Annotated in this window: 19 protein-coding genes; 7 read left to right on the top strand and 12 right to left on the bottom strand. The window is 71.7% G+C overall.

Features of this window, described 5'->3' with window-relative positions; genetic code table 11:
• Positions 1-15: 15 nt before the first annotated feature.
• The 10 genes from VZL07_RS18875 to VZL07_RS18830 all read right to left on the bottom strand — a co-directional run bounded on the left by VZL07_RS18875 (position 16) and on the right by VZL07_RS18830 (position 9,835).
• The gene (locus tag VZL07_RS18875) at positions 16-882 is read right to left on the bottom strand and encodes a MerR family transcriptional regulator (RefSeq protein ID WP_426756980.1); all 867 of its coding nucleotides are present in this window, start codon (positions 880-882) and stop codon (positions 16-18) included.
• Positions 879-1,556: a lysophospholipid acyltransferase family protein gene (locus tag VZL07_RS18870; protein ID WP_426756978.1), complete on the bottom strand. Its 678-nt coding sequence runs from the start codon at positions 1,554-1,556 to the stop codon at positions 879-881. The genes VZL07_RS18875 and VZL07_RS18870 overlap by 4 nt, the downstream gene beginning before the upstream one ends.
• Entirely contained in the window at positions 1,553-1,903 is a 351-nt protein-coding gene (locus tag VZL07_RS18865; RefSeq protein ID WP_426756977.1) for a lycopene cyclase domain-containing protein, read from the bottom strand. Before VZL07_RS18865 ends, VZL07_RS18870 begins: the two co-directional genes overlap by 4 nt.
• The gene (locus tag VZL07_RS18860) at positions 1,900-2,286 is read right to left on the bottom strand and encodes a lycopene cyclase domain-containing protein (RefSeq protein WP_426756976.1); all 387 of its coding nucleotides are present in this window, start codon (positions 2,284-2,286) and stop codon (positions 1,900-1,902) included. Before VZL07_RS18860 ends, VZL07_RS18865 begins: the two co-directional genes overlap by 4 nt.
• Positions 2,283-3,407: a glycosyltransferase gene (locus VZL07_RS18855; protein ID WP_426756975.1), complete on the bottom strand. Its 1,125-nt coding sequence runs from the start codon at positions 3,405-3,407 to the stop codon at positions 2,283-2,285. Before VZL07_RS18855 ends, VZL07_RS18860 begins: the two co-directional genes overlap by 4 nt.
• Before the next feature lie 222 nt (positions 3,408-3,629).
• Complete coding sequence (locus VZL07_RS18850) at positions 3,630-4,553, bottom strand: carotenoid 1,2-hydratase (RefSeq protein ID WP_426756974.1); 924 nt, start codon at positions 4,551-4,553, stop codon at positions 3,630-3,632.
• The gene (locus VZL07_RS18845) at positions 4,550-6,007 is read right to left on the bottom strand and encodes a phytoene desaturase family protein (protein WP_426756973.1); all 1,458 of its coding nucleotides are present in this window, start codon (positions 6,005-6,007) and stop codon (positions 4,550-4,552) included. The genes VZL07_RS18850 and VZL07_RS18845 overlap by 4 nt, the downstream gene beginning before the upstream one ends.
• A 156-nt stretch (positions 6,008-6,163) precedes the next feature.
• Positions 6,164-7,192, bottom strand: coding sequence for a phytoene/squalene synthase family protein (locus tag VZL07_RS18840; RefSeq protein WP_426756972.1), 1,029 nt, complete (start codon positions 7,190-7,192; stop codon positions 6,164-6,166).
• Positions 7,189-8,742 carry a phytoene desaturase family protein gene (locus tag VZL07_RS18835; protein ID WP_426756971.1) on the bottom strand — a complete coding sequence of 518 codons (1,554 nt, stop codon included), beginning with the start codon at positions 8,740-8,742 and terminating at the stop codon, positions 7,189-7,191. Before VZL07_RS18835 ends, VZL07_RS18840 begins: the two co-directional genes overlap by 4 nt.
• Before the next feature lie 7 nt (positions 8,743-8,749).
• The gene (locus tag VZL07_RS18830) at positions 8,750-9,835 is read right to left on the bottom strand and encodes a polyprenyl synthetase family protein (RefSeq protein WP_426756970.1); all 1,086 of its coding nucleotides are present in this window, start codon (positions 9,833-9,835) and stop codon (positions 8,750-8,752) included.
• A gap of 114 nt (positions 9,836-9,949) precedes the next feature.
• Between VZL07_RS18830 and VZL07_RS18825 the strand changes: the two genes are divergently transcribed.
• The 4 genes from VZL07_RS18825 (at position 9,950) to VZL07_RS18810 (ending at position 13,260) form a co-directional block, all read left to right on the top strand.
• Entirely contained in the window at positions 9,950-10,525 is a 576-nt protein-coding gene (locus VZL07_RS18825; RefSeq protein ID WP_426756969.1) for a peroxiredoxin family protein, read from the top strand.
• On the top strand, positions 10,522-11,427 hold the full coding sequence (locus VZL07_RS18820) for a TIGR01777 family oxidoreductase (RefSeq protein WP_426756968.1): 906 nt from the start codon (positions 10,522-10,524) through the stop codon (positions 11,425-11,427). Before VZL07_RS18825 ends, VZL07_RS18820 begins: the two co-directional genes overlap by 4 nt.
• A gap of 9 nt (positions 11,428-11,436) precedes the next feature.
• Entirely contained in the window at positions 11,437-12,522 is a 1,086-nt protein-coding gene (locus tag VZL07_RS18815) for an alpha/beta hydrolase (protein ID WP_426756967.1), read from the top strand.
• Positions 12,523-12,663: 141 nt separating this feature from the next.
• The gene (locus VZL07_RS18810) at positions 12,664-13,260 is read left to right on the top strand and encodes a hypothetical protein (RefSeq protein ID WP_426756966.1); all 597 of its coding nucleotides are present in this window, start codon (positions 12,664-12,666) and stop codon (positions 13,258-13,260) included.
• Between the two features lie 203 nt (positions 13,261-13,463).
• Here the strand turns inward: VZL07_RS18810 and VZL07_RS18805 are convergent, their stop codons facing one another.
• Positions 13,464-17,840 (bottom strand): chromosome condensation regulator RCC1, encoded by a 4,377-nt coding sequence (locus VZL07_RS18805; protein WP_426756965.1) that lies wholly within the window; start codon positions 17,838-17,840, stop codon positions 13,464-13,466.
• 313 nt (positions 17,841-18,153) lie between these two features.
• On the opposite strand from VZL07_RS18805, the gene VZL07_RS18800 reads away from it, so the two are divergent.
• On the top strand, positions 18,154-19,677 hold the full coding sequence (locus tag VZL07_RS18800; RefSeq protein WP_426756964.1) for a metallophosphoesterase: 1,524 nt from the start codon (positions 18,154-18,156) through the stop codon (positions 19,675-19,677).
• A gap of 18 nt (positions 19,678-19,695) precedes the next feature.
• The gene (locus VZL07_RS18795) at positions 19,696-20,337 is read left to right on the top strand and encodes a TetR family transcriptional regulator (protein ID WP_426756963.1); all 642 of its coding nucleotides are present in this window, start codon (positions 19,696-19,698) and stop codon (positions 20,335-20,337) included.
• Positions 20,338-20,515: 178 nt separating this feature from the next.
• Here the strand turns inward: VZL07_RS18795 and VZL07_RS18790 are convergent, their stop codons facing one another.
• Entirely contained in the window at positions 20,516-25,021 is a 4,506-nt protein-coding gene (locus VZL07_RS18790; protein ID WP_426756962.1) for a lamin tail domain-containing protein, read from the bottom strand.
• A gap of 328 nt (positions 25,022-25,349) precedes the next feature.
• Here VZL07_RS18790 and VZL07_RS18785 point away from each other — a divergent pair, with 328 nt between their 5' ends.
• Complete coding sequence (locus VZL07_RS18785; protein ID WP_426756961.1) at positions 25,350-26,201, top strand: ATP-grasp domain-containing protein; 852 nt, start codon at positions 25,350-25,352, stop codon at positions 26,199-26,201.
• The last annotated feature ends 8 nt before the right edge of the window (positions 26,202-26,209 follow it).

The raw sequence follows: 26,209 nt of genomic DNA, 5'->3' as shown, positions 1-26,209 counted from the left end.
GTCGCTGCGCCCAGGCTAGGGACGATTCTGCGCGTTGCGCACCTGGGTCCAGATGGCCACGAGCTCTTCCGACGACTCCGCATACTGCGCGCCGAGCGAGAAGATGGCCTTCAACTGCTCCCGGGCGCCTAGTCCCCCTACCACGACGGGAAAGGGCGCGCAGGCCCGCAGCGCCTCCTCCAACACCGCCACGAACTCCTCCGGCGGGCGACTGCGCACGAAGGACAGCGCCACCACGTCCGGCCGCACCTGCGCGCAGGCGCCCTGGAGCGCCTGCGCCGGGGTGTCCGCGCCCAGCAGCGTCACCCGCCACCCCTTGCGCTTCAGGTGGATGCCCAGCAGCAGCAGCCCGCCTTCGTGGTGGTCCCCCGCCGGGCAGGCCAGCAATGCGCGGGGCCCGCTGGCCGCGGCGGGCTGGCTGTCATGGACCTGCCGCAGGCGCTGGCGGATGAGCGCCGACGCCAGGTGCTCCCGGGCGACGTCCAGCCGGACGCCCATCTCCCGCAGCAGCGGCAGCAGGAACCGGTCGCAGTACGCCTCCACGTCCATGACGGACTGCGCGTCGTCCAGCACGCGCGTCACCGCGTCGCCGTCCAGCGTGACGGCCGTGGACCAGAACCGCTCGGCCAGGCGCTCCGCCTCCGGCAGCTCCCGCGGCGGCGAGGCCCGGACCTGGGCGATGGCCTCGCTCACCGACAGGCCCTCCTCCTGGATGAGCCGGGCCACGCGGCGGATGGCCTCCACCTCCTCGCGTGAATAGACGCGGTAGTTGTTGCCCTCGCTGCGCAGCGGCTGGGGAAAACCGTAACGCCGCTCCCAGGCTCGGAGCGTCGCCTCGCGGATGCCCGTCATGCGAGCGATGGTGCGGATGCGCAACGTCACGACGCCATCCCCCGAACGGCGTCCCAGCGCTCGGCCACACCGCGCGCGCCGGACACCCGGCGCGTGAAGCCCTCCAGGGACGTCACCGCCGCCAGCCGCCGCACCACCGCCTCCAGTCCCTCCTGGAAGACGGCCATGCCCCCGGGCGGGTGCGGGGTGCCCACCTCCAGCAGCACGTCCGGACGCTCATGCTCGAAGAAGCCGTAGCGCACGGCGATGGGCAGGCACTCCACCTTCGCCACGCGCGCCAGCACCTCCACCCCTCGCTCCAGCCGCAGCGGGAGCACGCCGAAGGGCCGGTGCTCGCCCTCCGGGAAGACGAACACCACGGCGCGCGGCCGGTCGAGCAGCGACTTCGCGTAGCGCAGCGACGACACCGACGACACCGCGTCCTTGCGCCGGATGCTGAAGGCCCCGATGCGCGTGAGGAAGCGGTAGCGGCGCAGGTTCTCCTCCTCCATGAGACAGTAGCCGTCCCACCCCGCCGTCTGGCAGAGCTGGTTGAGGACGAAGCCGTCCCACCAGTTGGAGTGGTTCAGGTACACCAGCCGCCCAGGGCCGCCCGCCGGCAGCGCCCCGCGCACCCACAGGCCCCGGAACGCCGAGCGGAACTTCCACCCGATGTAGCGGTCCCACGCCCAGCCCAGCGGGCCCCCTTTCGCCGCGTGAATCACGACGCCCGGGCCTCCCCCAGCAGCGACACCAACGCGGTGAACAGCGCCAGTCCCAGCGACACCAGCACGCTGGTGATGAGGAAGAAGAGCACCTCCTCCAACGGCACCACGCCCACGTACACGCCCAGGTGCTTGCCCTCTCCGAAGTTCCAGATGCCGGTGGAGATGGCCAGGTGGTCCGCCACCGACAGGTACAGGCCCATGATGAAGGCTGGCGGCAGCACCGCCTTGAGCACCGCGCCGGAGCGTTCCTTGTAGTGGCGCACCAGGACGACGAGCTGGAAGGCGATGATGGGCAGCGTCCAGGCCAGCAGGTGGATGAGGTAGGCCCACTTCGTCTCCATCATGGCGCCACCTCCCGGGCCGGCAGCGCACCGCTCCGGGGTTCGCCCGCGCCCGGAGCGACGGGCCGCGCCTCCGCGTCCTTCGCCAGCGCGCGGGCCAGCCGGGCCCGGGCCCACAGGCCCACCAGCAGCGTCTGGAGCCCGAAGAAGAGGTACTCCTCCAGCGGCAGGTAGCCGACCTTGATGCCCCAGATGCGCTCCGGGTCGAAGCCCCACAGGCCCCACTTCACCGCCAGGTTGTCCCAGGGCGACGTCGCCGCGTAGACGACGATGAGGAGCAGCCCCATGGGCGCCAGGCCCCTGGCCGTGAAGGTGCGGCGATACCGCCAGGCCATGAAGAGAATGGGCACCACTACGAACAGCCCGAGGAATCGCGCGTACGTCATCCAGGTCCTCCACTCAGCTCGGGTGCCACCCGTACCATGCGCCCCCCGGGGCGAAGCGAGTAGGTCTGTCCCCGCCAGGTCACCGTGCCCTGCTGCCACAACGACCGCACGAACGCCGCCAGCAGCAGCGCCTCGCCCAGGAGCCAGTCCGTCACGGCGTAGGCCCGCTCCGGGTCCGCGGCGGGGGCGTGGAACCCGGCGAGCCGCAGGGCCAGCAGCACCCGCATGGCCACCAGGCCCGCGACGGCCGCGGCCAGCACCGGCGAGCCGAGCCCCAGGGCCAATACCAGCAGGGGCAGCGTGGGCGTGAAGAGCAGCGGCACCGTCGGGTAGAGGGCGGGACGGTGGCTGGCCAGCACCTGCATCCACCGGGTGAAGCGCGCCAGGGGCGCCGCCCAGGGCACCGCCGCGTCCAGGGGCACCACCGCCGGTGCCCCGCTCAGCACCACGTCCAGCCCGCGGGCGTGCAGCCGTTTCGCCAGCTCCAGGTCCTCGCCGATGTGGTCCGCCAGGGGCCGCAGCGCCGCCATGGCCACGGGAGACAGACCCAGCGCCTTGCCACACACGGCCTTCGCGCCCGCGCTCATGGCGTCCAGCGCGCGAAAGCTGTGGTGTGTGTAGCGCAGGAGGCCCGCCATGGCGCGGCTCGCTCCGTCCCTGGGGCCCACGGGCAGTGGGGCCGCGGTGCTCAGCGCCGCGCCCGCGGCCACCGGCGCCGCCAGGCCCTGCACCAGCGCGCCCGTCACCGCCACGTCCGCGTCCACCGACAGCACCACCCGTCCGTCCACGGGCAGCACATCCAGCGCGTACAACAGATGTCCCACCTTCCGGTTCGGCGTCAGCGGGTCGCTCGGCAGCCAGCGCACGCCGGGCGCGAGCCGGGGGCGGTAGGGCGACACCACCACCTGCTCCAGCGGGCCCGTGTAGTCGATGGGCAGAGACAGGTTCTCCAGCTCGCGAGGCGTGGGCGCGTCCACCGGGCGCAGCAGCAGCACCGGCGGCAGCATCCCCGAGGGCTGAGGGGCCCCGGCGCGTGCCCTCGACAGGCGACCCCACGCCACCGCGCTGAAGCCCGCGGCCACGCCACACCAGGCGAGGGATGCAAGGACGAGCGCGCTCATATGGCCTGCCCCATGCGGAAGCGCGTCATCCGGCGGACGGGCGAGCGGAAACGGCCGAAGCCCGCGGCCACGCCACACCGAGCGAGGGATGCGAGGACGAGCGCGCTCATATCGCGGGTCCCCTGCACATGCGGAAGCGCGCCATCCAGCGGACGGGCGAGCGGAAACGGTGGGAGCCCATGGCCACTGCACCCCCAACGAGAGATGCGAGGATGAGCGCGCTCATGCGGCTGGTCCCACGCGCGTGCGGAAGTGCGCCATCCAGCGGATGAAGGGCGAGTGGAAGCGGCGGAAGTCCGCCACCTCGCCCATGGAGTCCAGCGGCCCCGTGCGTGCCTCCAGCCGGGCGTAGAAGGGCGAGGACTCCAATAGCTTCGGCGCTCCCACCACGATGTTCCCCGCGTGCAGCCGCGACGGCACGCGCAGGCCCCAGCCGGTGATGCTGGTGGGCCGAGGCTGTGGCGCGGAGCCACGCTCGCAGCGCACGCCGCAGGCGCCCGCCACCACCCGCAGCGGCGCGACGCCCTCGGGCAGGTGGTAGTCCACCACCGTCTCGTCCTCGCGGTGGGTCCGGGCCCAGTGCCAGCCGGACAGCCGCGCGCCCAGGAGCTCCTCGCCGTGGTTGGTGTCGTGGTAGCCCAGCCCCTCGGCCTCGATGCCCAGCGAGGACACCTCCAGCCGGGCCCGCGCCCGCGGCGCCAGCGCCTGCCAGTAGTGCGGCAGCCCGGGCATGAGCTGCACCACCTCGCCCACCGGCGTCATCGGCGTCAGCGTCAGGCCCGCGCGCACCGGCCGGCCCCAGGGCGCCGTCCAGTCATCCACGTCCATGCGCACCGTGCCGTCCTCCGCGTAAGCCAGCGTGGAGCGGCCGATGCGCAGCCGGCCCGGTGCCTCCAGCTCGGCGCGCGCGTACTCGCTCAGCACCCAGAGTCGCCGCACGCCGTCGTGGTACAGCGCGAAGTTCACCGCGCTGTGCTCCAGCGGCAGCCCACCCCGCCGCGCAGCCACCGAGTACCGGGGTGAGAAGAGCGAGCCGAGCATGAAGATGCACACCGCGCTGTAGGGACCGGCGGAGACATCCGCGTAGAACCAGCGATAGGCCCCCGCCGCCTCCGGCAGCGCGGGGAGCCGGACCCAGGCCTTCATGCGCCCCTCCGGAGGTGCTGCGACGCCAGCTCCGCGGCGAAGCGGCCGGACAACATCACCAGCGGCACACCGCCGCCGGGATGCGTGCCGCCGCCCGCGAAGAACAGGCCCGGCGTGCTGCCGCGGATGCGCGGACGGCGGAAGGGGCCGAGCTTCCCGTGCGGCAGGAAGCCGTAGATGGAGCCGCCCGGTGCCCCCTGCGCGGCCAGGTCCACCGGCGAGCGCTGACCGATGACGCGCACCCGGCCCTTCAACGCCGGGAAGTGCTGGAACAGGCGCTCGAGCATCTGCGCCTTCACGCGCTCGGCACCCGCCTCCCAGTCCCGGGTGGCCTGCTCCGCGCCGCGCGCGTCCACGGGGAGCGCGGGCGCGTTCACCATGACGAAGAGCCCGGTGCGGCCCGGCGGCGCCATGCGGTCGTCCGTCGCGCAGGGGTTGCAGAAGTACACCGTCGGGTCCGAGGCGAGCTGCCCGCCGAACAGCTCGTCGAACTCGCGCCGGTAGTCGCCCCCGAAGAGCACCATGTGGTGTGGCAGCGCGGGACGGCCCTCGACCTCCAGCAGCAGCACGAAGCCGGACAGCGCCAGCGGCTCCTCCGCGCGTGAGAGCCGCTCCAGCGGGTCCGCGTTCACCACCACGCTGTCGAAGCGCTCGGTGCCCTCCGCGGGGCCCACCTGGTAGCCCTCGCGTGTGCGCTCGAAGCGCGCCCGCGTCCCCAGGTGGATGCGCACGCCCAGCCGGCGTGCGGCCTGGCCCAGCGCCTCCACCAGCGCGCCGATGCCGCCGCGCACGTGGTGCACGCCGTACGCATGTTCGATGTGCGGGATGAGCGCGAAGGCGGCGCTCGCCTCGTACGGCGACGCGCCGGTGTACGTCGCGAAGCGGCCCACGTATTGCCGCAGGTGGTCCGTCTTGAAGTGCCGGACCGCCAGCTCGTGCAGCGTGCCCAGCTTCATCCCCGCCAGGACGGCGCCCACGCCGCGCTTCGCCACGCGCGCCATGAAGCCGGCCATGCCCTCGAAGGGTGCCTCCAGGTATGGCTCGCCCGCGGCGCGCCAGATGGCCGCGGCCTCCGCGTAGAAGCTCCGCACCCCGTCGCGCTCGCCGGAGCGGACCCCGGCCGCGCTCTCCGCCGTGCGCTCCAGGTCCTTGTGGGCCGTGAATTCACACCCATCCGCGAAGCGGTAGGCGCACTGCGGCTCCAGCTCCGTGAAGCGCGGGAGCAGGTCCTCCGCGCCCAGCTTCAAGAAGGTGCCACGCACCAGGTCCGGCAGCGTCAGCAGCGTGGGCCCCGTGTCCAGGGTAAGGCCGTTCACCGTGACGGCCTGGGCCTTGCCGCCCAGCGACGCGCCTCGCTCGAACAGCGTCACCTCGTGCCCTTCCTTCGCCAGCAGCCCGGCGGCCGTCAGCCCGCCGATGCCACCCCCCACCACCGCGACACGGTTGCGCTTCATGACCGGCCTCCCCCCAGCTGCGCGTGACGCGGCGCCGGGCCCTGCCGGTCCGTGGCGGCTCGCTCGTGCAGGAGCCACTGGCCGCACTCGCGGCGCAGACCCTGCGCTGGGCCCCGCTGGCAAGTGGCGGCTCGTGGCAGCCCCGTCCTCACGCCGTCACCGTGCATGGTGCGCGCCCCCTTCCACCCCGGTGGGCAGCAAGGGCATGCGCACCTCGCCCCGGGGCACGGGCAGCACCGCGCCGGGCCGCACCATGGCCGCGGCGGCCAGCGCGAGCTTGCGACGCGTCGTCACGTGGGCGCGGGCGCTGAACACGTCGTAATCCCGCGCCTCGATGTCGCGCAGGATGTCGCCGTAGATGGCGCCCATCAGCCGCACCATCCGCTGGCTGCCGAAGCCCGTGAGGTAGCGCACCCCGGCCGCCGCTCGCGCGTAGTACGCCCGCGCGCGCTCCACCTGGAAGCGCATGAAGGAGCGCCAGCGCGCGTCCACCCGCCCGCGCCGCAGGTCATCCTCCGTCAGGCCGAAGGCCGCCAGCTCCTCGGCGGGCAGGTACACCCGGCCGCGCTCCAGGTCCTCGCGCACGTCGCGGAGGATGTTGGTGAGCTGCATGGCCCGGCCCAGGTCGGCCGCGGGCTCCACCGCCGCCGCGTCCGAGCACCCCAGCACCGGCGTCAGCATCAGCCCCACCACGCCCGCCACGCGGTAGCAGTACAGGTCCAGCTGGGCCCAGGTGGCGTAGCGGTGCAGGGTGAGGTCCATCTCCATGCCGGAGATGAGGTCCTGGAAGGGCTGCTCCGGAATCCGGTAGTGCCGCACCGTGTGCTCGAGCGCGGCGAACTCGCCCGCGTCCCACGGTGTCGCGGCCTCGCTGCCCTTCACCCGGTCCGCCGGCGGTCCCAGCTCGCGCGAGGCCAGCTCCGGCATGGGCAGGTACAGCTCCGCCACGCGCTGCCGCGCCCGGGCCAGCCGCACGGACAGCGCCTCGGCCGCGCCCGCCGCGTCGTCCCCGTCCACCATGTCATCCAGGCGCCGGCAGAAGGCATAGAGCGCGAAGGCCGCCCTCCGCCGCAGCCCGAAGAGCAGGTATGAGGCGAAGAAGAAGCTCTTGGCGTGGTGACGCGTCACCTGCTTCGCCCGCGCGTAGCCCCGCGCCACCAGCGCCATGTCGACCGGAGCACTCATGCCGCCACCCCTGGCAGTGGCTCGGCGCCGGCGCTCCGGGGCGACAGCCGCACGCCCTGCGCCTGGGCCCACGTCATCAGCCGCTCCGTCACCAGCCGCGCGGAGATGAGCACCGTGGGCAGGCCCGTCCCCGGCTGCGTGGAGGCGCCCACGAAGAAGAGGTTCTTCACCCGCGCGTCCTGGTTGGACGGGCGGAAGGGGCCAATCTGCATGAAGTTCTGCGACAGGCCGAAGGCGCTGCCCCGCGCGAGGTTGAACGTGCCCGCCCAGTCATCCGGCGTGAAGACGCGCTCCACCTCGATGTCCGCCTCCAGCGAGGGGAAGCCCAGCTCGGCCATGCGCGCGAAGAACTTCGCGCGGACCTTCGGGCCCTCCACCTTCCAGTCCAGGTCCGGGTGCTGGTGCGGCACGGGCACCAGGACGTAGAGCGCGTCCTTGCCCTCCGGCGCCAGGGACGCGTCGGTGCGCGTGGGCGCGTTGACGTAGAAGCTGAGGTCCTCGGGGACGCGGAAGCGCTCGAAGATGTCGTCGAACGAGCCCTTGTAGTCCCGGCCGAACACCACGTTGTGGTGCTGGAGCGCCGGGTAGCGGCGCTTCAGGCCCAGGTAGAGCATGTAGCCGCTGGACGTGTAGCGCAGCTTCTCCTTGCGCTTGAGCGTCGTCGCGTTCGGGTCGAGCAGCTTCTCGTACGCGTAGGGCAGGTCCGCGTTGCACAGCACCGCGTCCGCCTCCACCACCTCGCCGCCCTCCAGTCGCACGCCCCGGGTGCGCCCCGCGTCGGTGAGGATGCGCTCCACGGGCGCGCGGTAGTGGATGCGCACGCCCTCCTCGCGCGCCAGCCGCTCCAGCGCCAGGGGGATGGCGTACAGGCCGCCCTTGGGGAACCAGATGCCCACACCCAGCTCGGTGAAGGGCAGCAGGCCGTACACGGCGGGCGACGCGAAGGGCGACACGCCCAGGTACATCGTCTGGAAGGTCATCGCCGCGCGCAGGCGCTCGTCCTGGAAGAAGCGGCTGACGTCGCCGTACATGCGGCGGTGGGCGCGCACCTGGAAGATGCGGGCCAGCACGCGGGGCGAGAAGTAGTCGCGCAGGCCCGCGTAGTTGCGGCCCACCAGGTGGTCCAGGCTGGTGCGGTACTGGACGCGGCCCTGGGCCAGGAAGGCGAGGTAGCGCGCGTAGCTGCCCGGCTCCACCCGCTCCAGCTCGCGGCCCATGGCGCACAGCTCGGAGGTGAAGGTGATGTCCGAGCCGTCCCGGAAGTGGACGCGATAGTTCGGGTCGCACTTGAGCAGCGTCAGGTAGTCCTCGATGCGTCGCCCCAGGGCGCGAAAGGTCTCCTCGAAGACCTCGGGCATCAACACGATGGTGGGGCCCAGGTCCCACGTGAAGCCATCCACCTTCAACCGATTGCAGCGCCCGCCCGGACCGTCCGTCTTCTCGAAGAGCTGGACGTCGAAGCCCTGGTGCGCCAGCCGTGCGGCGGCGGCCAGCCCCCCCACCCCCGCGCCGACCACCACCACGCGCCTGCCCTGTGTCGATGCGCTCATGTCGTCCTCAGGCGGCGCGGTCGGCCAGGCGGGCGATGAGGGCATCCAGCAGCTCCCTCACGCCGTTGGGGTTGGGCAGCGACTGCAGCGCGCGCCGAGCGGCGCGAGAGGCCCGCGCCACCATGCGCTCACACGCGGCCCGGCCTCCGCACGACTCCACCAGCGCGCGCGCACGGGTCAGCGCGGCCGCGTCCTTCTGCTCCACCGGCAGCGCCCACAGCGCCTCCAGCTCCGCGCGCTCGGCGTCGCTGGCGCGGGCGAAGGCGGCCAGCACTGGAAAGGTTCGCTTGCCTTGCAGGAAGTCGCCGTCGGTCGCCTTGCCGGTGACGTGGGAATCGCCAAAAAGGCCCAGCAAATCGTCCCGAAGCTGGTAGGCAAGACCGACGTGACGGCCCACGCGCTCCAACCCCTCCACCAGGCCGGTGGTGGCATTGCCCAGCATCGCTCCGCACACCAGCGGAGCGCAGAAGCCGTAGCGCGCCGTCTTGAGGTGCGCCACGCGCAGCGTCTGGAAGAGCGTCACCCGCGACAGCGGCGCGCGCCCCAGGTCCAGGTCCAGGTACTGCCCCGCCGCCGTGTGCCGGCACACGCCCAGGGCGTACTGCACCACGCCGGGCACACCCGGCAGGCCCGAGCCCAGCATGGCCTCCAATGCGCGGGCGAAGAGGTGGTCTCCCACCACCACCGCCAGGTCCTCGCCCGCGCGGCCCGGCGCCAGCATCCGGTGCAGGGACGCCGCGCCCCGGCGCACCTCGGCCTGATCCGCCACGTCGTCGTGGATGAGGAGGAAGGTGTGCAGCAGCTCCAATCCGGCCGCGAAGCGCCAGAGCCCGGTGGGCACCACCGCGCTTCCCCGCGCCAGGCAGTAGCCCGCCATCACCAGCGCCGGCCGCACCCGCTTGGCGGGCCGCAGGGCGTACGCCCGCGCCTGCGCCAACGCCCGCGTCCAACGCACATCCAGGTTCGCCTCGTCGGGGAGCTCGAACAGCTCCGCCAGCGAGGTCTCCACCTCCGCCTGGACCAGCTGCAACCAGGCTTGCTCCAGAGGAAGCAGGCCCGGCGATGGCTGCGCAGCGGGAAGCGTGAGTGCCATGCTTCTTTCCTCCGAAGGTCCTGTTCCTTTGAGTCCTAGAGGTTGCGTTTGCGTCCAGAGTTTGTCAAGGGTATGTCTAAGGTTCGTAAAAACCTTGTACACAGGGGCCCCTTCATGAAGGCGTGGATCGCAGGCGCGCTGTCCGTGTCCCTGGCCGCGGGGAGCGCGCTGGGCGCGGCGCCTGCACCTGCCCCGAGCCCGACTCCCGTGGACGCGACGCTGAAGACGTCCTCTGGCAAGGAGGTCCGGCTCTCCAAGTGGCGCGGGAAGCCGGTCATCCTGTTCTACGAGGACAAGGACTCGACCAAGCTGAACGCCACCCTGAAGAAGGAGCTGTTCGCGCGGGGACAGGAGCGCGGAATCCTGGACGCCGCCTGGGTGCTGGCCGTCGCGAACCTGCAGAGCTTCGACTTCTTTCCGGCCCGGCAGATTGCGCTGTCGTTCGTCCGGGACGAGGAGAAGAAGGTGGGCGTGCCCATCCTGGTGGACATGGATGGAACGATGGGAAAGGCGCCCTGGAAGCTGCCGGTGAAGACGTCCAACGTCGTGCTGCTGGACGCGGAGGGGGCCCTCGTCTACCGGCACTCGGGCCGGATGAAGCCGGATGAGCTGACGGCCTTCTTCGCCGTCCTGAGCCGCCTGGTGGGCGTGGACCTGAACACCCCCGTGCCCACGGAGCCCACCCCGTGAAGGTGGCCGTCACCGGCGCGAGCGGCTTCCTCGGTCCAGGGCTTGTCCAACGTTTGTTGGACAGCGGTCACGAGGTCCATGTCCTGGTCCGGAACGTCGAAAGGGCCCTGGCGCACCTGCCCGCCGGGGTGACGGGCGCGCACTTCGACGCCGGCGCGCTGCTTGCCCCGGAGGCCCTGGCGGGCGCGGAGGCGGTCATCCATCTGGCGGGCGAGCCGGTGGCCCAGCGGTGGACCCACGAGGCGAAGCGCCGCATCCACGACAGCCGCGTGCACGGCACCCGCGCGCTGGTGGCGGCGATGCGCGAGGCGGGCACGGTGAAGCGGTTCATCTCGGCGTCGGCCATTGGCTTCTACGGCGGCACGCGCGGCGCGGAGCCGCTGACGGAGGAGAGCCCTCCGGGCGACGACTTCCTGGCGCGCGTGTGCGTGGACTGGGAGGCGGAGGCCACCCAGGCCCGTGAGGCCGGCGCCTCCACGGTGGTGGTGCGTATGGGCGTGGTGCTGCACCCGGACGGCGGCGCGCTCCACAAGATGCTGCCTCCCTTCCGCATGGGCGCGGGCGGCCCGGTGGGCAGCGGCGAGCAGTACGTGAGCTGGGTGCACCGCGAGGACGCGCTGGACCTGCTGGGCTTCGTGCTGGCCCACCCGGAGGTGGAGGGCCTGGTGAACGCCACCGCGCCCACGCCCGTGACCAACGCCGACTTCGCGCACACGCTGGGCCACGTCCTGGGGCGGCCCTCCGTGATGCGGGTGCCCGGGTTCATGCTCAAGGCCACCCTGGGCGAAATGGCGAGGATGGTGCTGGAGGGACAGCGCGTGCTGCCCGCGCGCGCCCAGGCGGCGGGCTTCGTGTTCCGCTACCCGGAGTTGGAGGGAGCGCTGCGTGACCTGCTGACATAGGTTGCGCGGATGGACGCGAAGACATTGGAGGCACGGGCCCGCGCCGAGGGCACGCCCGTCATCGACACGGACCGCGCCACCTTCGTGTGGCGCGGCCGGGGCCCCATCTGTCTCCAGGGAGACTTCCAGGACTGGCGAGGCAAGCCGCTGCCGCTCAAGCGCGTGGCGCCCGGACTGTGGGCCCGCACGCTGACGCTGCCCCCGGACGCCTACGTCGAATACGCGCTGGAGGACGCGCGCGGCCGCCGCGTGGTGGACCCGCTCAACCGGCACCCCTCCGACAATGGCTTCGGCGGTATCAACCACACCTTCCACATGCCCCAGGCCCGCTCGTCACTGCCATCCCGGCACCCGCGGGGCGCGCCGCGCGGCCGTGTCACGCGACATGTCGTGGACACCGGGGACCTGGACCTGCCGGGGCAGCGCCGGGTGTACCTGTACGCGCCGCCCACGGACGCGCCCGTGCCGCTGCTGGTGGCCTATGACGGCGAGGACTACCTGCGCCGCGTGCGGCTCCCCGAGCTGGTGGACACGCTGGTGGCCGAAGGCCGCATGCGCCCGGTGGCCCTGGCGCTGGTGTGCAACGGCGGCGAGACGCGCAGCATGGAGTACACGTGCAGCGAGTACACGGTGGGCCTGCTGCGCTGGAAGGTGCTCCCGCTGGCGCGCGAGAAGCTGTCCCTGGTGGACGAGCGCCGCAGCCCCGGCGCCCACGCGGTGCTGGGCGCGTCCTTGGGCGGGCTGATGGCGCTCTACACCGGCCTGCGGCTGCCCGAAGTCTTCGGGCGGGTGCTGTCCCAGTCCGGGGCCTTCGCCGTGGCAGGCCATGACTTCATCGTCTTCGAGCTGGCGCGCCAGGCGCCTCGCCGCCCGCTGGATGTCTGGATGGACTGCGGCCGCTTCGAGGGACTGCTGGAGGGCAACCGCCGGCTCGCCCCCCTGCTCGAGGAGAGCGGGCACCGGGTGGCGCTCCGCGAGTACAGCGGTGGACACAACTACCCGGCGTGGCGGGAGGACCTGGTGCACGGGCTGGAGCGGCACTTCCCTCCCCAGCCCGCCAAGCGCCGGGAGTCATTGCGCTTTTCACGCCGCTGACGCGGGCGCGCCACCGTGCGGGGTCCGTCTGGCGAACGCACCTTTGAGGCGGGACGCAACTGGAACCACATCGCGTCCGATAACCCACATGGGCATTCCCGGAGCGCCGTCCGCGCCGGGCCCCTCGCCCTGGAGCTCCCCATGTCCCGCATTGATGGTGGTAACCGTCCGTCCTCGCCGAAGGGTCCGGTGCCTGAGCGCACCAGCACTCCCGAGCGGCCGGACACCGGCGCCGCCGCCAAGGCGACGAAGAGCGCCCAGGTCCACCGCGCGGTGCAGCCGTTCCATGGCCGCAGCGACTTCGAGCCGGACCGCCGCCCCGCGCAGCGCGCGGTGACGGCCCCGCCGCCACCGCCCCTGGACGCCGCCGCCATCGCGGGGGCGGACGCGGAGCTGGAGCTGCTCTCCGAGTTCCCGGATGCCGATGCGCAGGGCGGGCTGGCCTCCGCCATGCTCCATGCCCACGCGAACGAGCCGGCCTCGCAGGCCCGCATCGTGGAGCGCCTGAAGCAGGACGGGCGGCTGGAGTCGCTCTTCGGCGAGGTGTTCCGCGAGGGCAACCCCTACGTCGAGCAGCCGCACCGCAAGGCCGTCGTCCGCGCGCTCGACACCGCGATGGCCCGGGGCACGGTGACGGCCGGCGACCTGCGCGCGTTCGCACGCGGCGCCTATGCGCGGGAGTGGCAGCAGATTGGCTCCGAGCTGTCCACGCCCCGCGCGGCCCTGGAGAAGCCGTAGCGCACGAGCGCAGGTCCTGCCATGACAGCTCCTCGTCGACGTCCTTTCGGCGCAGGTCGAAGAAAGAGCGTGAGCCGGCGCTCCCGGCCCGCCCGCCGCGCCCACGGCACGTACCGGGCCCGGCTCCGGACGCGCCCGCCGAAGAAGTACCGCGTCCGGATACGGCCCGCCCGCCGAACCCTCTGAGGCGCCGCGCGCCCGGCTCAGGGCAGCAGCACCTGCCCTGGTGACGAGCGCTGGCCCAGGACCCCCAGCCCCAGCGTGCCGTAGAGGCTGGAGCCAAAGCTCAGCACCGTGCCGTCCTGCTGCAGGGTGACCGAGAAGCCCGCGCCGCCCGCCATCACCCTGACGCCGGACAGCTCCTTCACGCGCAGCGGCTCGGCCCGGGAGGCGTTGTCCCCCACGCCGAGCTGGCCGTGCGAGTTGCGGCCCCAGCTGAAGACAGCCCCCTTGGCGCTGGCCGCGAACGTGTGCCACGCCCCGGCGCCAATGGCCGCTATCGTGGGCAGGCCCGCCACCTGCCGCGGCACGCCCCGCGTCCTGGCGCCCGTCGCGCCATCGCCCAGCTGGCCATGGGCGTTATCGCCCCACGTCCACACCGTGCCGTTCCCCCGCAGGGCCACCGTGTGCGCCAGACCCGCGCGCACGTCCACCACGTCGTCCACGCCCTTCACCCGCACCGGGACGTAATGGTTGGTGCCGGTGCCATCTCCGAGCTGGCCCGACGCATTGTTGCCCCACGCCGACAGCGTGCCGTCCGCATGGCGCGCCAACGAGGCGTGTTCTCCCCCGGCTACAGCCGTCACATCCTCGAGTCCCTCCACCCGGATGGGCACGCTCCGGGGCTCGGAGGTACCGTCGCCCAGCTGACCAAACTCGTTGTATCCCCACGTCCACACCGTGCCGTCCGAGCGCACCGCCAGCGAGTGGTAGCCGCCCGCGGCGATGGCCACCACGTTCTCGAGCCCCACCACCTGCACCGGCACCCAGCGGGCGACGGACGTTCCATCCCCAAGCTGGCCGAAGCCATTGGCGCCCCAGGCCCAGACGGTGCCATCGCGGCGCAACGCCAGCGCGTGCCAGGCCCCGGTGGACACGGCCGCCACGTTCGTCAATCCGCGCACCACAACGGGCGAGGCACGGCGCTCGATAGTGCCGTCGCCCAGTTGCCCATGCGAGTTGTCGCCCCAGGCATGCACCGCGCCGTCCGACATCAAGGCCACCGCGTGCTGGGCCCAGGCGTGCACGGCGAGCACGGGCGAACGGATTCCGGAGCTCTCGATTTTCACCTCCACCGGCGACAGCCGCGGGCCCGTCATGCCGTCTCCGAGCTGGCCATACTCGTTGCTGCCCCAGGAGCGGGCCGTCCCGTCGCGGCGCACTGCCACGATGAACTGCTCGCCCGCGGCCACGGCCTCCACGTCCATCAGCTCCGGCACCCTCCGGGGCCACAAGGAATTGGATACGGGGGAGCCGTCCCCCAGCTGCCCCATCGTGTTGTCACCCCACGTCCACACCGTGCCGTCATCCCTCAACGCCACCGTGTGATGCGCGCCCGCGGACAGGGCGCTGATTCCCTTCACCGAGGCAATCTGCTTGGGCACGTGCTGGGCACGGTTCGTCCCATCCCCCAGCTGCCCGGATTCGTTCGCCCCCCAGGCCCAGGCCGTGCCGTCGCCACGCACCGCCAGCGAGAAGGCCCGTCCGGCCGCCACGGCCCCCACGCCGTCCAATCCCTTCACGCGCACCGGAGACGGGCTCGACGTGGTCCCGCCATCGCCCAGCTGGCCGAATTCGTTCGCGCCCCACGCCCACACCGAGCCGTCCGTGCCCACCGCCAGCGCGTGCTTCTCGCCGAGCGCGATGGCCACCACGTCACGGAGCGCCTCGAGCCGCGTGGGACGCGGGTGGTCCACGACGGTGCCATCTCCCAGCTGGCCGTTGGCGTTCGACCCCCAGCTCCACACCGTGCCATCGCCGCGCAGCGCCAGCGACGCGTCGCTTCCCGCCGCCACCGCCACGACGCCCTGGAGGCCCTCCACCAGCACCGGCGACACGCGCGAGGTGGTGGTGCCATCCCCGAGCTGCCCCCTGTGGTTGGCGCCCCAGGCCCACACCGAGCCGTCACACGCCAGCGCCAGCGAGTGCTGAATGCCACTGGCGACCGAGCGCACGCAGGACATGCCCTGCACCGTGACGGGCCGCGTGCGGTGGATGGTGCTGCCATCGCCCAGCTGCCCCGACGCATTCTCCCCCCACGCCAGCAGCGAGCCGTCGGCGCGCACCAGCAAGGCGTGCGCGCGGCCCACGGCCAGCCGGTCGCCCCGACCCATGCCTCGCACCTGCACCGGATGGGCGCTCCAGCCGGCGTTGCCCAGGCCCAGCTGGCCGAAGCGGTTGTACCCCCAGCCGCGCAGCGTGCCGTCCGCGTGCAGCGCCAGCATGTGCAGATGGCCAGGATGCAGCGCCCGGATGCCGGACAGCCCGGGGATGACCGCCGCGCGGACGCGCGAGGTCAGCGTGCCATCCCCCAGCTGCCCATACCCGTTGGAGCCCCACCCGCGCACCGTGCCGTCACCGTGGAGCGCCAGGGAGTGGGAGCGCCCGCCGCTGACGGCGACGATGCCCGTCAACTGCTGCACCTGCACCGGACGGAAGCGGTCGGTCCAGGTGCCATCCCCGAGCTGCCCCTCCCCATTGTCACCCCAGGCCCACACCGTGCCGTCGCTCCTCACCGCCAGCGCGTGCGCGGAGCCCACCGAGATGCCGACAATGCCCTTCAGCCCTGAGACCTGCACCGGCGACAATCGCCGCACACCTCCACCGTCGCCCAGCTGGCCTTCGAAGCCATCGCCCCACGTCCACACCGTGCCATCGCTGCGCAGGGCCATGGAGAAGTACGTCCCCGCCGCCACCGCCTGGACCGAGGTCAGGCCCGGCACCAGCACCGGCGTGAGCTTGTCCACCGACGTCCCATCGCCCAGCTGTCCCAGTGCGTTGTAGCCCCACGTCCACACCGTGCCGTCACGGCGCAGCGCCACGACATGGCTGCCACCCGCGGCGACGGCCACCACGCCCTCGATGCCTGGCACCCGCGCCGGCCGGAAGCGGTCCCGCGTGGAACCATCGCCCAGCTGGCCGGAGGCATTGCGCCCCCACGTCCACACCGTACCGTCCTGGGCCACCGCCACGGAGTGATGGCCCGCGGCGGCGACCGCGCGCACGCCGAAGAGGCCCTCCACCCGCGCCGGCACGTGGCGCTCGGAGGTACTGCCATCGCCGAGCTGACCGTAGGTGTTGCGCCCCCAGGCCCACACGGTACCGTCACCCAGCGCGGCCAGGGAGTGGAAGCTGCCCGTCGCCATGGACGTCACGCCCGTCAGGCGCATCACCGTCGCCGGCACGGCATGGCGCTCGGAGCCACCATGGCCGAGCTGCCCCGCGAGCCCACTGCCCCAGGCCCACACCGTGCCGTCGCTGCGAAGCGCCAGCGCGTGCTGCGCGCCGCCCACCACCGAGGCCACCGCCGTCAGCCCCGGCACCAGCGCCGGCGTGGGACGGTCCTCGGTGCCGCCGTCGCCCAACTGCCCGGAGCCGTTGGCGCCCCACGCGAACACGACGCCTTCCTCCAGCAGCGCCATCGAGCCCGCGTCCAGCGACGCCACGGCCTTCACGCGCGCGAGCCCCGGCACGGGCGCGGGGACGGCACGGTCGTTCCACGTGCCGTCGCCGAGCTGGCCCGAGCTGTTGCTGCCCCACGTCCACACCGTGCCGTCGCGCCCCAGCGCCATCGCGTGGTAGGTGCCCGCCGCCACCGCGGTGATGTTGACGAGGTTGGGAATCCGCGCGGGCGACAGGCGCTGGGTGAAGGTGCCGTGGCCGAGCTGCCCCGAGGAATTGGCGCCCCACGAAGCCACTGTTCCGTCCGCGAGCACCGCCAGCGTGAAGTCGAAGCCGGCGGCGAGCGCCACCACGCCCTCCAGGCCGGGCACGCGCTCGGGAAACAGTCCTGTCTGGGTGTGGCCACGGCCGAGCTGGCCATGGAAGTTCGTCCCCCACGCCCACACCGTGCCGTCCGCGCGCAGCGCGAGCGAGTGGAAGTCGCCCGCGGCCACCGCGACGACGTCCGTCAGCCCCTCCACCTGCCGCGGCGTCGCGCGGTCCGTGGTGGTGCCATCCCCGAGCTGACCGGAGCTGTTGCTCCCCCACGCCCACACGGTTCCCTCCGTGCTCAGCGCCAGCGAATGGGCGTCTCCCGACACCACCGACACGATGCCGGGCAGCGATGACAGCTGCGCCGGCACCAATCGCTGGAAGGAGGACTCCGCCCCGCCAAGCTGTCCGGCGCTGTTCCCGCCCCAGCCCCACACCACGCCCGACGGCGTGACGTACAGCGAGTGCTGCGCGCCGGCGGCGATGCGCATCGGCGAGAGCGCCCCGGTGAGCCGCTGGGCGCGCGAGGCCCGTACCTCCGAGGCGGGGGACACGATGGTTCCGGTGGGCTCACACCCCGCCACCAGCAGGGCGCTCAACAGCAACATCAACAGGGAGCGCGGTCCCGCTTTCATGTCCTGGCGCATGGGTCTCCTCCGGGTGAGTGCACGCCCACCGGCCCATCGCCAATCCCACCTGCGGCGGCGTCTGAGCGGTCTTCCGGCAGGCCGGTGTCGACAGCCAATACTTCGTTACTTGTATCGCGACCAACCCTATCGGCGCGCCCCTGGCTGCATCGCCGCGCCCCACGCCGTGGAACCCTTCGGGTCGTGATTGCCCCAGTCACGAATGCGCGAACGCTGCGCACGGATTGATTCGCTGTCCGTGTACACGGCGTTCACACTTCTTCACGCGGATTGCGTTGCAGCGCGTCGCGCGCGGGTGAGGATGAAGCCCAGCATGGACACCGCGCGCTTCATCCTCTTCGCCATCGTCACCGGCATCGCCACGGTGGCCGCCCACGTCTACCTGTACCGGCGCCTCTTCGCGGACACGTCAACGAGCCCGAAGTGGCGGCGCGTGGGGATGGGGCTGATGACGGCGCTGGCCGTGCCGCTGATTCTGTCGTGGTCGGTGACGCGCTTCATCCCCATGGACTCCACCTTCGCCGTGGCCACGGCGGTGTGGACGTGGATGGGCATGTCCATCTACCTGCTGCTCTCACTTTGGGTGCTGGGCGGCGCACGGCGGGTGGCGGCGCGGCTTTCACGTAGCCGTCAGGAATCGAACACTTCCGTCTCGTCGCTGAGCACCGAGGCGGCGTCGCGGGCAGACGCCGCGAGCTCCGGCGCACAGGCTCGTTCCTCGCTGGCGCCGACTGGCACCGATGTGATTGCTGCTGACGCCGCGAGCGCTGGCGCACGGTCGCATCTGTCGTTGGTGGAGACAGGCCCAGAGGTCGTGGCGCGCCCCATCAACGCCGGAAGCGCCGCGATGGAGTCCTGGGCGCGAAGCGCGACGGGCACCGATGCGGTAGCGCCTGCCAGCGCGGCCATGGCGGCGGCGGCGCAGTCCTCCCATGGCGCTCCAAGTCCCCAATCGCCCATGGCCAGCGCGGCGGCGGGTGCCCAGCCCTCCGCGCCAGTCGATGCGGAGCGCCGCCGCTTCCTTGCTCGGATGACAGCCGGCGGAGCGGTGCTGGCTTCCGGCAGCGTGACAGGCTTCGGGATGTGGAGCGCCTTCCATCCGCCGGTGGTGAACGAAGTAGCGGTGAAGCTGCCCGGTCTGCCCAAGGCGCTGGATGGCTTCACCATCGTCCACCTGAGCGACATCCACGTGGGCCCCGTCATCCGGCGCCGCTTCATGGACGAGCTGGTGCGCCGCTGCAACGCGTTGCGGCCGGACCTGATGTGCATCACCGGAGACCTGGTGGACGGGCACGTCGAGACGCTGTCCCCCGCGGTGTCCGCCCTCTCCGAGCTGAAGTCACGTCATGGCACGTACTTCGTCACGGGAAACCACGAGTACTACTGGAACGACGCGGCGTGGGCGGACGCGCTGGAGCGCATGGGCGTGCACGTGCTGCGCAACCGTCACGTGCGCATCGGCGACGCGGCGGCGTCCTTCGACCTGCTGGGCGTGGATGACTGGTCCGCGAAGAAGACGGGTTTCCGACAGTCGTATGATCTGGGCGCGGCGATGGCGGGACGCGACGCCGAGCGCGCCTCGGTGCTGCTGGCGCATCAGCCGTCGAACTGGAAGGTGGCGGCGCGGGAAGGTGTGGGGTTGCAGCTCTCCGGGCACACCCATGGCGGTCAGTTCTTCCCGTTCACCCTGGCGGTGTCCGCCATCTGGGAGCACGACGCGGGGTTGTTTCACGAAGGCGAACGCCATCTCTATGTCAGCCGGGGAACAGGCTTCTGGGGTCCGCCGCTGCGCGTCGGCGCGCCACCCGAAATCGTCAGGGTGACACTCCTGGCGTGATGCATAGATTCGGCGGGTATGGCCAGGGAACCCGCCCAGCGAGAGCTGAAACAGGAACGTGCCGCGCGAACCCGGATGGAAATCCTGGAGGCCGCCATCCAGTTGTTCGCGCGCAGGGGCTTTCTCGCCACCACGATGGCTGACTTATCCCGGGCCATCCGCATGACGCCCGGGGCGCTGTACTGGCACTTCCCCACCAAGGAAGACCTGCTGCTAGCCGCGATTGAGGAATTGCACCAGCGCTGCCTGCGCGAATTCCAGCCACTTGGCGACCTGCGCCAGCGCCCCGCGATGGAGCAACTCCAGGCCATCTCCGAGCGGGCTCACCGGTTCCTGCGCGAGCACCGCGAGTACGGCATCTTCTTCGCGATGCTCGCGGCCGAGGCCACCGACTCGAATGACCAGGTGGCGGAGGCCATCCGCGAGAAGCTGGACCTCTACGCCAAGACGCTGGAAGGCATCATCCGGTACGGGCAGAAGACAGGAGACTTCCGCCAGGACGTGGATGCGCTCCACACGTCGCACAGCCTGCTCGGCGGCTTCCTGGGCGTGCTCGTGCACCAGAACCTCTTCCGCGCCTCCATGGACTTCGACCTGCCCGTGGCCTCGCTGAGCCGGCTGATGACGGCGGGAATCGGGAGTGCCTCCGCGGCGGGTTGAGCCACGCGGACGCAATGCCTGCCACGCGTCGTCGTCCAATCCCATCCATCATCCCTGGGCCTTCCAGGATGCAGGCGCCCAAAGACAACGGGCGGAACCCCGATACAGGGTTCCGCCCGTTCTGAACCTCACGGAGGCAGGGCCCGCGCTTCAGCCCCGCCTCCCGTCTGCCTGACGGTTACGGCTGCTCCGTCGGGCTCTGCGAGTTCTGCGGCTGGCGCTCCGTGCGGACGACGAAGTCGTTCGCGTTGTCGTTCGAGTCGTGACCATTGCCAGCCAGGGCATCGGCACCGCCCTGCGCCATGGTCTCGGTCGTGGAGTTCGGGCGCGCCTTGCGCTCGAGGCTTCCACCAGCCGCCGGGTGCGCGGGGGCCTTGCCGCCCTCGGGCTGGTTCGCCGTGCCGTAGCCGATCTTGTCCACCGTGTTGGGGTCGTTCAGGTTGTCCGCCTGGAGGTTCGGACCGATGCGGACGTGGCCGCCACCCGACGCCGACGCGGACATGTCGAAGTTGTAGGCCACGTCCCTCGTCACGGTGCCCGTGTAGCCCGAGGTGTGGGCCAGCAGCAGGTAGCCGTAGGCCTTGATGACCGTGCCGTCCGGGATGTCCACCGAGCCCGAGTAGCTGGTGGTGCTCGTCGCGCTCTTGTACTGGACCTTCCAGCCATTCAGCGTGATGTCCGCGCCCGTCGGGTTGTAGAGCTCGATGAACTCATCGTTCTGAGCCGTCGCGCCGCGAGCGGAGATTTCGCTGATGACGACGTGGTCGACGGCGGGACGGTCCGCGATGGTGATGTCCACGCCGCGCGTGACGCCCGCGTAGGACGCAACCAGCCGTCCCTGGGCCGCCTCCTCGCCCGCGGTGAACGTCACCGTGCCGCTCGTCTGGCCCTCGGGGATGTTGACGAAGGCGCTCGACAGCTCACCCATGCCCGTGGGCTCCAGCGCCACGTCCACCGTGACACCACCCGCCTGCGCCGCGCGGTCCAGCGTCACCGTGAAGACCTGGGTGGTCCCGAAGTACACCGTGGCCACCGACGGCGTCACCGCGCTGAGCGCGGGCGGCGGCGGAAGCACCGTGAGCTCGGTCGCCAGGGTGATGCCGTACAGCATGGCGTACACCGTGCCCGTGCCCTCACCCTGCGCATCCGCGGTGAAGGTGAAGGACGTCTCCGTGGCGCCAGCGGGAATCGTCACCGTGGCCGGAGCCGTGCCGTAGGTCGACACGCCCGTCGCCGGGACGACGGCCAGCTCCACCACCGTGTCCGCTGCCGCGGGACGGTCCACCGTCAGGGTGAACGTCTGCGTGGTGCCCGCCGGAATCGTCACCGTCGAGGAAGGCGTCATGGACGCCAGCCGGGGCGCCGTCTGGTCCAGCGTCACGGTGGCGCTCGCGCTGCTCGCCCCGATGCTCGCCGTCACCGTGCCCGGCTCGGTGGCCGTGGAGCCCGGGTCCGCGATGAAGCTGAACGTCGCCGTCAGCGCGTTCTCCTCCACCGCGAGGATGCCGTTGGCCGGGTCGAAGGTGCCGAAGCCCGAGCCCGGAGCCACGCTCAGCGCCACCGTGGTGTTCGCGGGCGCCGGACGGTCCAGCACCACCGTGAACACCACCTCGCCACCGGGCACCATCGTCGTGGCGTCCGGGTCGATGCGCTCCACCTCGGGCTGCTCGTCAGCGCCCAGCACCCGGACGACGGCCGTCTGCGTGGAGCTGCCCAGCGTCGCCGTCAGCGCCACGCTCTCCGCGGGCGCCACCGGCACCACCGGCACCGTCACCGACGTCGCACCCGCGGGAATGGTGACGCGGCCCTCGGGCACGGTCAGCGCGCTCGCGTTGGAGGAGTCGATGGTGACCTCGAGCGCCTCCGCGTAGGCGGAGGACAGCGTCAGCGTCAGCGCCTGCGGGAACGTGTTCACCGGCTCCGAGCCGCCCACCCGGACATAGCCATCCGGACCGAAGGCGGTGATGGACGGCGGCGGCAGCGGCATGTCCGCCTGGAAGCGCGGCACCAGCTTGGAGTCGTTGAAGTTGTACGTCAGCACGCCGCGCAGCGCGCCGAAGCGCGTCCCGATCGACGGCTCCTCGAAGGCGTAGGCCTGGTCGTCAATCATCAGGCCCGGCTGACCGGCGTCACCTGCCTCGTTGACCAGGAACTGGCCGAACTCGTCCACCGCGGTGGTGACCGCCACGTCGCGGACCTCCACCAGCACGCCTTCCAGCGCCGAGGCACGCGGACCACCGGTGCGGATGTCCGCCGACGTCACCACCACCGGCGCGGGCACCTCGTTGCCGGAGCTGCGCTTGACGTACTTCACCTCGGTCAGCTCGGGCAGGCCGTGGAAGAGGATCAGCACACCTGAGGTGATGTCGATGCGGTCGCCCACCGCCAGGTCCTCTTTGCGCGAGTACACAAAAAGGCCCGAGTGGTCCACGCTCATGCCCGCGGGCAGCGGGTACGTCTGTACCCAGTAGCCCTGCGAGCTCGCGCCGCCCTTCACCACCCCGGTGACGACGACGTCGAGGATGGACACCGGCTTGCCCACCAGCGGCAGGCTGCCGCCCACGGGCGTCTTCAGCTCGTGGATGGTGGCGGGGCAGCCCAGGTCGCCCGGGTTCGCAACGTCAGAGCACGCATCGCACGCATCGCCCTTGCCGTCGCCGTCCGCGTCCGCCTGGTCCGGGTTGGCCACGAACGGGCAGTTGTCCTGCCACGTCACGATGCCGTCGTGGTCATCGTCGCCCACGGTGAACGTCGTGCACGTGTCCCCCTCCTCCAGCGGGCAGGGGTCGCACGCGTCGCCAATGCCGTCACCGTCCGAGTCCGCCTGCTTGCCATTGTCCATGGGGCGGATGGGGTTGAAGATGTCAGGGCAGTTGTCGATGGTGTTCACCACGCCGTCGCCGTCCAGGTCCGCGTCACGAACCTCGCCCGTGTAGCTGGTGGAGTTGTTCACGACGGCCGGCCAGCGCGAGTCCAGCGAGGCGCGGCGGGGCGCGCACACCGGCTCGTTCTCCGGCGTCCCACACGCGAACAGCGGGTACTTGTGCGTGGCGCCCGAGGTGAGCGACGCCAGGTTCTTGCCAATCTCCGACTGGAGGCACACTTCCTTCTGGGTGCCACACACGTCCAGCGTGTCGCAGGCGTCCGCGCCCTTGAGCGCGGCCATCAGCGCCTGGTCGCCGTAGAGCGGCTTGCCACCGCGCATGGTGAGCACCACGTGCTCGGGGTTGGCGGTGATGACCGCACGGTGCGGCGAGGTGGCGAAGGTCCGGAGCTGGTAGATGGCCAGGTCGGCCACCTTGCCCTCGGCGATGCGGCCCGTCTTCTCGAAGACGTCCACCAGGTCCGCGGCGTTCGAGGTCACCATGCGCCACAGCTCCTCGTCGCTGAAGGTGCGCGCGTAGTGCGTGGCGTTGAGGTAGTCGGCGCACTGGAGCTCGCGCAGCAGGTTCATGGAGCCGGAGCGCAGCCAGTCCGTGCCCAGCGCGATGGTGACACCCTGGTTCTTGTAGGCCGTCACCATGGCCGTGTCGCCGTAGAGCGAGATGTTCGAGCGGGGCGACCAGATGAGCCCGGTGCCATTCTCGGCCATCAGGCGAATCTCCTTCGCCGTCAGGCCGATGCCGTGGATGACCGCGGTACGCGGCTGCATCACGTTGTTCTGGCCCGTGGACAGGCAGAGGAACTCGTTCTGCGCCGCCGCGGAGATGCCCTCGGAGACGTGCGGCAGGTACGCTGCCGAGCTCGGCAGCGAGCTGGTGGTCGGCATCGAGCCGTAGCCACACCCCGACGCAATCATGGTGCCGCTGCTGTCACCCAGCGGGAACGTGTCCGAGTCCACCACGCCCTCGCCCAGGCCCTCCTGGAGCGCGGTGTTGTTCACGTCCACGTTGCGGAGCAGGCCGGCCTGGCCGCCCGCGCCCGCCATGGACGTGGCACCCGCCATCATCTGCCGCAGCTCGCCCCAGCGGACGTTGTCCGCGGCGGAAGCCTGCGGACTGTTGATGCGCGTGTGGCCGTTGCGGCCGGTGCGCCACTCGTGACGGTGCTCGTAGCGCTCCTCGGTGCCGACGTACGGCTCCATCGGGAAGGCGATGTGCTCGTGCGGGTTCACCAGACCCGGGGAGATGACGCCGCCCGGGCAGGACACCTGCGTGGCCTCGGCGGCGCCTTCCGCGGCGGAGCAGTCACACGCGGCGCACTGGATGACGCCCTGCGCGTCCACCAGCACCTGGCCGCCCAGCAGCGTCTCGCCGTCCTTCAGCACCACGCCCGTGAAGAGGCGCGCGGCGGAGCCCGGCTGCGTCACCGCACAGGTGGCGCCATCGGGAAGCGCGGGCGCATCCGCCGCGGCGCAGCGGGTGAACGTCGGCGTGCAGTCCGCCTGGCAGCCGTCGCCGTCCGTCGTGTTGCCGTCGTCACAGACCTCCTCGCCTTCGAGCCGGCCGTTGCCACATACCTCCTCAGGGCCGGTGGGCGTCCGCGTACAGTCGTTCTCGCAGCCGTCGCCGTTGGTCCGGTTGCCGTCGTCGCACTGCTCGCCCGACTCCTGCCGGCCATTGCCGCAGACGGCCTGCGGATTACAGCTTTCGCCCTCGCAACCAGACTCGTCGCCGCTACATCCGGCGTGGAAGAGAAGCACCGCGCCGAGCGCGGCGAGTAATAGACGTGGGGACATTCGCATCTTGTGGGTCTCCCGGCAGTGCAGGCCGGAGGGAAGGTGACAGGTGCTTGGCACGCCAGGAGCGTACCCCTTGAAACATTTCAGCGACACCTGACCGCTCAGGTCCAGTTCCAGAGCGACATTCACGCGGGAATGTGCCGTGGAGTACGCAGCACCCATCACCTCAAGTACGGGCCTCCAGAAGACCGGCGTGTCGTCGCGGCCCGCACCCGCTTGCGAATCAGCGCGCCACCTCGTGACGCACTGCGAGAGCCGGCGACGCGCCGCTGCGAACCCGCCGCGAGCGCGCTACAAGCCCGCGCCCTCTTCCGTCACCTGGAGCACCGACGTGGACATCGCCGTCCTCACCTTTGCCGCACTGCCCCAGCTCGATGCGTTCGATGCATCGCTGCTGCCCGCCCTCGCCGCGCTGGGCCTGGATGCCCGGCCTGTCGTCTGGGATGACCCGGCCATGGACTGGCGCACGGTGCGGATGGCGCTGGTGCGCAACACCTGGGACAGCCACCTGCGCCGGGAGGCCTTCGTCGCCTGGGCGGAGAAGGTCGGCCGCCTCACGCAGCTCCACAACCCCGCGCCGGTGCTGCGCTGGAACACGCACAAGGGCTACCTGCGCGAGCTGGAGGGGAAAGGCGTCCCGGTGACGCCCACCACCTGGGTGCCCCAGGGCGGCGCGCTAGACGTGGGCGAGCTGGCAGGCAAGCACGGCTGGGACGCGGTGGTGCTCAAGCCCGCCGTGTCCGCGGGCGCCCTCGGGACGCACCGTTTCTCGCGCGCGGAGGCCCCCATCGCCACGGCCCGGCTCGCGGAACTGGCCCAGACGGGAGACGTCATGGTGCAGCCCTACCTCACCGCGTTCGAAAAGGAAGGCGAGCGCAGCTACGTCTTCTTCGACGGCGTCTTCAGTCACGCGGTGCGCCGGCCGCCCACGCTGCCGGACGCGCCGCGCGGCTTCGCCGAGCCCACCGCCTTCTCCCCCGACAACGCCGCCGAGCTGCGGCTGGCGGAGTCCGTGCTGGAGGCGGTGGGCCGCCCGCTGCTCTACGCGCGCGTGGACGTGGCCACCGACAACGCGGGGCAGCCGCGGCTCCAGGAGCTGGAGGTCACCGAGCCGCGCCTGTTCCTGTCGCTCGCCCCGGGCGCCGCGGACCGGCTGGCCCGTGCCATCGCCGCGAAGCTGTGAGCCCATGC

The organism is Pseudomyxococcus flavus (assembly GCF_050038885.1).
GTDB classification, from domain to species: Bacteria; Myxococcota; Myxococcia; order Myxococcales; family Myxococcaceae; genus Myxococcus; species Myxococcus flavus.
Note: the sequence above shows the minus strand (reverse complement) of the source record. Positions and strands in the feature narration are given on the sequence as shown.